The sequence below is a fragment of the Stieleria sp. genome (assembly GCF_041595215.1).
GTDB lineage: Bacteria > Planctomycetota > Planctomycetia > Pirellulales > Pirellulaceae > Stieleria > Stieleria magnilauensis.
Map to the genome: position 1 here is coordinate 1 of NZ_JBFHKV010000358.1, position 7,417 is coordinate 7,417.

A 7,417-nucleotide genomic window follows, 5' to 3' on the forward strand; every position below is an offset into this window, starting at 1 on the left:
ATGCGAGTGGGGTCGAGCGCAGCGAGGGGAGGATATCCGCTGCCCCACATCCACCGACGTCCTTCGCTTCTCGCTTATGCCCAGTCCTGACCCCAAACTGCTCGGCGTCGTCCTTTGCGGCGGGGCCTCCAAACGCATGGGCCGCGACAAGGCGGCGTTGACGACCCGGCAAGGGCAGTCGTTTCTCGACCATGCCGGCCGCCGTCTGCAAGAACACTGCGGCACCGTTTGCGTTTCCTCTTCGCTACAGCGCGAAGCCGACTTCCACCGCATCCCCGACCCGCCTGAATCTCACGGCCCGATTTCCGGCATCCATGCCTCGCTGTCCTACGCGCGCGATCATGGCTTTGACGCTTGCGTCTTCACTCCGGTCGACACGCCCGCGCTCACTTCCCGCGACCTTCAAACGTTGATCGATGCCTTTGCCGGCCATCGCGATCAAGTCGTGTGCGCCGTTTCGGATCAAACGCCCGAACACATTGAACCATTGATCGCGATTTATCCTGTCACACTTGTCGACATCATCGGCACGTCGATCGATGCGGGACAATACAGCCCACGACGATTGCTGCGATCACTACCGATCACCACCGTCCCACTCTCGGCGGCATCTTGCCGCAACATCAATACGCCTTCGGATCTCGACCTCCATCCACCCAAGCCATGAAACAACCCTTTCAATACTCCGACCCGGACGCGGCGATCGCGGCCTTGGCCGAGCGACTGTCGGTCGTTGGTGAAACCGAACCCGTCAACGAACCCGTCGGGCGGATCATCGCGGAACCCATCGTGGCCGATCGCGATAGTCCGGCGGCAGATGTCTCGGCGATGGACGGCTACGCGGTCCGGATGTCCGACCTGCAATCCGACTCGGTTGTTCCGGTCAGCGGTATCAGTCAAGCGGGAGCCGCACCTCCGGCGATGGAAGCCGGCCACGTCGTACGGATCTTTACCGGCGCGATCATTCCCGACGGTTGCCAGGCCGTGGTCAAACGCGAAGACACCGAGGAACTTGAGGCATCGATTCGCTTCCTGCCGGCGGCGATCGAATCGACGGTCCCCGGAAGCCACATTCGACGCCGCGGTGAAAACGCACCGGTCGGCTCGAACGTCTTGGACATCGGGACCGAAGTCACACCGGCCGTCGTCGCAGCACTGGCCAATTTTGGCCGCACCACGCCGGTCTGTTACCGCCGCGTCAAAGTCGCCGTGCTGACGACCGGTGACGAAGTCGTCGATCCTGCGACGCCGGCACTGGAACCTTGGCAATTACGAAACAGCAATCGCTCCGCCGTCCAAGCGATGCTTTGCCAGTACCCGTCGGCGATCTTGGAAATCGTCGAACACGTCAAAGACGATCGTGATTCGCTGCAGCAATCACTCGACGCCGCGATTGCCGCCTGCGACGTGGTGGTCCTGACCGGCGGCGTTTCGATGGGCGACTACGACTACGTGCCCGACACGATCGAGCATCTTGGTGCCGAGATCGTCTTTCACGGTTTGCCGATTCGCCCCGGCAAACCGATCTTGGGAGCGGCGACGAAGGACGGAAAACTTGTGCTCGGGCTACCCGGCAATCCGGTCAGCGCCACGATCAACTGCCATCGCTTCTTGATGCCCTTGCTGCGCCGTATCGCCGGCAAGCCATCATGGCCGGACAAGCCATCGATGGTGACACTATCCGATCCTCCGCAAAAAGCGATCCCGCTGCACACGATGTTGCTGGTACGGATGACGGACACTGGTGCTGCCGAACTCGTTCCCGCCAAGGGATCCGGCGACCTCGTCGCGCTCGGTCGCAGCGACGGCTACGTCGCCGTCCCGCCGATGGCCACCACGACCGGCCCCTGGCCGCTGTTTCGTTGGTGACTCCATCGACGCTTTCAAAAAGATCGACCGGCCCGGGGTGGCGAAAACGGACACAACGGGTGCTGACGTTGGCCGACCGGGCGTCCTGCCCCGGTGGGTCGGATTCATTCCGCATCCATTACACGACGTAATCTCTAAGCGCCTCGCGAACCGTTGATCGAGCAACATTGTTGACTCGCCCAACCGGAACCCGTAAGGTCGGTTGGTTCGTGACATTCCGCGGTCCGTCCCGGGATTATCAGTTTTTTACCCCGGTTGAACCACCGATAAATTAGTTGTTCACGCTGCTGACCGACGTCTGGCGACATTGCCGATTTCTCTTTCGTGTGATTAGCCTGTTTCGTGGTCCCCTCTCTTCCGCGGTTCCCAGCGTTGTCCAACGCCTGACATCCCGACTGCGATTGGTGCGCTCGAATTGTGCTCACCGAATTTCATCAGACCTCTGTTTCGTGTGATTCGCTCTTGATGTCACGGTTTGAAGTGTACGCTGATGTAGCTGCTTGAAGGACCTCACGCAAAGTCGCCAAGCCGCAAAGATTTGAACCCGCCCCTTTGCGGCTTGGCGTCTTTGCGTGACTCTTGTCTCACTTGGTGCGCGGTCGACTCGGTCGAATGAAGACAAACCGACGCCGGTCGAATACAACGCTGACAACCAACGTCTGACGCGCCGACTACTGATTGCGTGACTCGATTTCCCATGGCGATTCCGGTCGAGTACATTGGCAATTAGCGTCGATAGCTCAAACTGTCGTCGTGGCCGATCCGCGTGAACCAAGTGGTGCACCGCAGTCGGCGAGTCGAGTTTGTCTTTGAGTTCCGGTCCATCGCGCCGACGCGGTGACCACTGCCGTTCCCCGAAAGACTGAATGCTTGCGCCACTCGTCCTACCCTTTCAGATTACGGTCACCGCCTTCGCGGTTCTTTGGTGCGTTGGTGCATTGACACTTCGGAAACCAAGGCGGATTGCTTGGCTTTCACTTGCCGCCGTACTCCTCTTCATTCCATCCTGCGCCGGCGTGATGGCAATTGTCGACTTACAACGTTACGGACGATTCGACTATGCCACCGCGTCAGAAATTCCAGACGATGGATACATTGAACTTCCGGCAACTGCCACGGACATTACGCTGTACCGCAATGGCGCTGGGCACTGGGCAAAGTTTGCAATCGACTTACCCTCGTTGCGCTCATGGATCTACGAACGTCGGTCGTTACGGCCAGACTTGAATCGACACCATGACGACGATGAATGGTTGTCCAAGGCCTCCGAACACCAACGGCCTGATAGGCTTGAACTGAACCAGCAGATTTTCGGCGACCGTTTTCCGGAGACTGGATGGACTTACGACCCATCAATGCTGCAGGTGCAGGTCAGCCGCTCTGACCGAGGTGGCGGTTATACTGTGTGGCACGTACCGTCTACTGGTGAGACTTACATCAGCGCTGGCTACTGGTAAGGCGACGAACCAAGCGATGCAACCGAGCGGCGAAGTCGGGCGTTTCGAAGTGGAAGATCGACTGTCGCCGCCGGTTGATCGTAGACGTTGAACTTAATCGAATTGCTTTCAGCATCGACGGACGATCTGCGGTGACGATGGGGCAGCGTTGCGTGGGACTCCGGGCCGGAAGGCTGACGCCGGCTTCTTGAATGCTCTGGCCGCAGGTCGTCAGCGTTTCGATGCGGTCGCCGTCTTGATCTCTTGTGGCCCATCGTGTGATCCGCAGGCGCATGACTCCCCCGCGACTCGCGTCGTGTGGTCGTACGTGTTTTTCTTTTATTGAAAGACAAAACCGACCGAACGCACGACGCGCCGATCTTTGGGAGTCGAGCGCCTGCGGAGATTGGAAGTGCACCCATGAGATCAAGACGCCGTTGCCTGCTTAACGCTGATGAACTTCGGCCAGGAAATTCGGGAAGCGGACGATGTGGAGAAGGGGCTGTCCAGTCGACGTGCTATGATGCCCTGTGCCGCCTCCGCGCTTGACCTCCGTTGGCATCCTTGCCAACGCCCGACGATTGCCCGCCGGACGCTGTTCCCGCCATCCAACACGAGTTTGTCTGCGACGAAAACGGTGGCACCCTCTGCCAAGATCCGTTCTGATCGAGTCCCATCGATGGCCCCCGTGAAGGCCGACAAAGTTCTGCCGCACGATGGATCCGCGTTCCTCTGGATGTGCGGATAGATCGCAATTCGTTCACGCTGCCAGTGAACGCCAGTTGCGCCGCAGCAAATCCATTCGTGTCATGCGTGCTATTCGTGGACCATCTCTTCTCCACTGGTTCCGTGAATGCCAACGCCTGACATCCCGACTGCGATTAGTGCACTCGAATTGCGCCCACCGGAATTCATCCGACCGCTGTTTCCTAGGATTCGCTCCTGATGTCGCGGCTCGACAGGTGCGCTGACGTACTTGCTGGAAGGAGCTCACGCAAAGTCGCAAAGCCGCAAAGATTAGAACCCGCTCCTTTGCGGCTTGGCGTCTTTGCGTGATTCTTGTCTCTCCTGGTGTGCGGCAGTCTCGACCGAATGTGACAAACCAACGCCTATCGATTCCAACGCTGGCAGCCGACGCCCGGAATGCCGGCCGCAAATTGGGACTCTCGATTTCCCACGGCGTTTCGGATGGAGTACATTGGTCATCAGCGGCGACGGCGCTGGCTGTCGTCGTGGCCGGATGCGCGAACCATCCGCCCGCACACGCAGCCACGGAGTCGGCGTCCATCGAAAACATAATGTCGTTCGCCGTGCCGCGGTGAACGGCGGACGTTCGCCACGTAGTTGAACTTCGACCAGCGCGATGATCAAACGACTTCTACGGTTTCGTCTCCGATTTCTGCTGTTAGTCGTTGTGCTTTGCTCCTTGCTCTTCACCTATGTTTCATACTTGTACAAACTGGAGCAACGCGAATTTGCCGCTATTGATTCCCTTTTGGCATCGGGCGCGTCTGAGAATGTTACCTACACGCTCGATAGCACCATTTCATTCTCATTGCTTCGAAACACGATCCGAAAGACGGGCTTGAGAGAGCCGTTCTGCGTCCGGACCTTAGTTTTACGAACCGGCGCATTCGCGGATTCAAACATCGACGACATTCTAACTTTGACGCATCTAACCAAACTTGCCATTGTTGATGGCGGGTTCACCGATGAGGGGATTTCTCGTATTTCAACTCTGGATTCACTTGAGACTTTCAAAGTTCACAAATCGGAAACACAGGATGATGACACGATTGCCGACCTAGACACCCCCTTTGGCGGGTCATTGTTTGGAAATGACAGGGACACGGATCCCTTTGGTCATAGATACTCTCCCGATGATGATCCGTTTGCGTCGAGTAGTTCCATCGTTGGTAATTGAGCGAAAGCGTATCCGGCGTAACCATGGGAATCGGGATTGAGGTCCGGATCACTCCGGAACCCATCCCACACCACCTAGCATGTGGGGCCGCCCAGGGCAGGCTAGCGCAGTGCGGTTCGCCATTTCGGAGCAAGCTCGCTCAATCTCTCTTGAAGCGTGAATAGGCCTTGAGATTGCAGTCAGGCGTTCGATCGAGTGCGGAATGTGTCACCACATCTGCCCCACCTATCGGGCAAGGCCTACACGCGGGTACACGCCCCGGCAGATGCCGCTGAAGGCTCCTGAGATCTTCCCAAACAAGAGTCGTGATCTTTCCCTGCTCAAGCTTCCCATTGACCTACGCCCAGAACTCCTTCGAGTCATCCGCCGGGCTTCCGGTTCGGCTTTGCGCTCATCGGCCCCGCCGAAACTGCCGGAAGATGAGTTGGCGGGGATGAGTCGCCGACGCGACGAACTGCTTGTGAATGCATGCTCCTAAGTGATTTCGACGAATTGGTGGTGAATTTCGCGTGGCAAGGTCGCGGCACGTCACACGGCATCCCGATTGTGTGACTTCGACATCGCCAACCAGAGCTTGATACACTGGTGCAAATCTCCGCGCCCAATCGTCGACGTCACAGATTCTTCGACGGACACGAGGTAACAATCGCGCGCACCGGAGTACGCGAGTTAAGCGGTTTAGCAATTGAAATCCTTCTGCACGTATCCGGCGAAGGGTGCCGTTATGCGAATTGAGTATTGATGGACTACGGCACCATCCTGTTCACATTGGTTCTTGCGATGCTGCTTGTTGCACTGGCAGGTTGGGCTGGCGATTGGACCGGCTCGCGCTCGCGAAAGGAAGACGACCGCTTTTGGAGGAGTTCTGCGGTATGCTGCCCCGAATGCTACCGACCCTATCGCGAAGAAGATATCGATGGCAGGAGCTACATCATGTGGGAACACAAACACGCGGGTGCCGTATTTTCTTGTTCCTCGTGCAAAGTTGCGTCCGAATTCCTTCGCGGTGATTCCAGCTTTTCATATGTCGGACCATCACCTCAATTCCGTCGCTGTCAAACTTGCAACAGCTTATTCAACGGGATACCTACCGATCGGTGCCCAGTGTGTGGATCAGAGGAATCTGCAATCGATCTCGATTCGGCGTTTGCATTGGATCGGAAGACTGAGTAAATCGGGGAACAATGCCTTGAACCGGGGCGGCGAAATCGCGCGGCTTTGAAATAGACAATCATTCGTCGCCGCCCGGGTGACGGCTGGTGTTCATCTTAACTGAATTGTTTCCGCATCGACGGACGATCTGCGGTGACGGTGGGTCGGGGTTGCGTGATACTGCACGCCGCCAGGCTGACGCCAGCGACTTAAATCCTTTGGCCGCAGGTCGTCAGCGTTTCGATGCGGTCGCCGTCTTGATCTCTTGTGGCCCATCGTGTGATCCGCAGCCGCATGACTCCCCCGCGACTCGCGTCGTGTGGTCCACGGTGTTTTTACTTTGACTCAAAGACGAATCCGACCGAACACACGACGCGCCGATCTTTGGGAGTCGAGCGGCTTTGGATGTTGGACGTGCACCCATGAGGTCAAAACGCCGTTACCAGCACAACGCTGATGAACTGCGGCCAGAGGATTCCGGAAGCGGACGATGGGGAGGCGGAGCTGTTCAGCCGACGTGTCCTGATGCCCTGTGCCGCGTGCGTGCTTGACCTCCGTTGGCATCCCTGCCAACGCCCGATGATTGCCCGCCGGACTCCGGTCCCTCCATCCAACTGGAGTTCGCCTGCGACGAAAACGGTGGCAGCCTCTGCCAAGATCCGTTCTGATCGAGTCTCATCGCTGGCCCACGTGAAGGCCGACAAAATTCTGCCGCACGATGGATCCGCGTTCGTCTGGATGTGCGCTTAGAACGCAATTCGTTCACGCTACCAGCGAACGCCAGTTGCGCCGCAGCAAATCCATTCGTGTCATTCGTGCTATTCGTGGACCATCTTTTCTCCGCTGGTTCCGTGAAGGCCCAACGCCTGACATCCCGACTGCGATTAGTGCACTCGAATTGCGCCCACCGGAATTCATCCGACCGCTGTTTCCTAGGATTCGCTCCTGATGTCGCGGTTCGACAGGTGCGTTGACGTCCCTGCTCACGCAAAGTCGCCAAGCCGCAAAGATTAGAACCCGTCCCTTTGCGGCTTGG

The 7,417-nt window shown here is 57.9% G+C and carries 4 protein-coding genes; all 4 read left to right on the forward strand.

The window, feature by feature from the left end:
- The first annotated feature begins 76 nt into the window (after window positions 1-76).
- The 4 genes from ABX749_RS15125 to ABX749_RS15140 all read left to right on the forward strand — a co-directional run bounded on the left by ABX749_RS15125 (window position 77) and on the right by ABX749_RS15140 (window position 5,229).
- Complete coding sequence (locus tag ABX749_RS15125) at window positions 77-667, forward strand: molybdenum cofactor guanylyltransferase (protein WP_372896703.1); 591 nt, start codon at window positions 77-79, stop codon at window positions 665-667.
- Entirely contained in the window at window positions 664-1,869 is a 1,206-nt protein-coding gene (locus ABX749_RS15130) for a molybdopterin molybdotransferase MoeA (protein WP_372896704.1), read from the forward strand. The genes ABX749_RS15125 and ABX749_RS15130 overlap by 4 nt, the downstream gene beginning before the upstream one ends.
- 866 nt (window positions 1,870-2,735) lie before the next feature.
- Window positions 2,736-3,326 carry a hypothetical protein gene (locus ABX749_RS15135; RefSeq protein ID WP_372896705.1) on the forward strand — a complete coding sequence of 197 codons (591 nt, stop codon included), beginning with the start codon at window positions 2,736-2,738 and terminating at the stop codon, window positions 3,324-3,326.
- A 1,429-nt stretch (window positions 3,327-4,755) separates the two neighbouring features.
- Complete coding sequence (locus ABX749_RS15140; RefSeq protein WP_372896706.1) at window positions 4,756-5,229, forward strand: hypothetical protein; 474 nt, start codon at window positions 4,756-4,758, stop codon at window positions 5,227-5,229.
- Window positions 5,230-7,417 lie beyond the last annotated feature (2,188 nt).

Coding starts and splice junctions, on each gene's coding strand:
- ABX749_RS15130 (WP_372896704.1), top strand. CDS start 664: ATGAAACAACCCTTTCAATACTCCGACCCGGACGCGGCGATCGCGGCC.
- ABX749_RS15135 (WP_372896705.1), top strand. CDS start 2,736: ATGCTTGCGCCACTCGTCCTACCCTTTCAGATTACGGTCACCGCCTTC.
- ABX749_RS15125 (WP_372896703.1), top strand. CDS start 77: ATGCCCAGTCCTGACCCCAAACTGCTCGGCGTCGTCCTTTGCGGCGGG.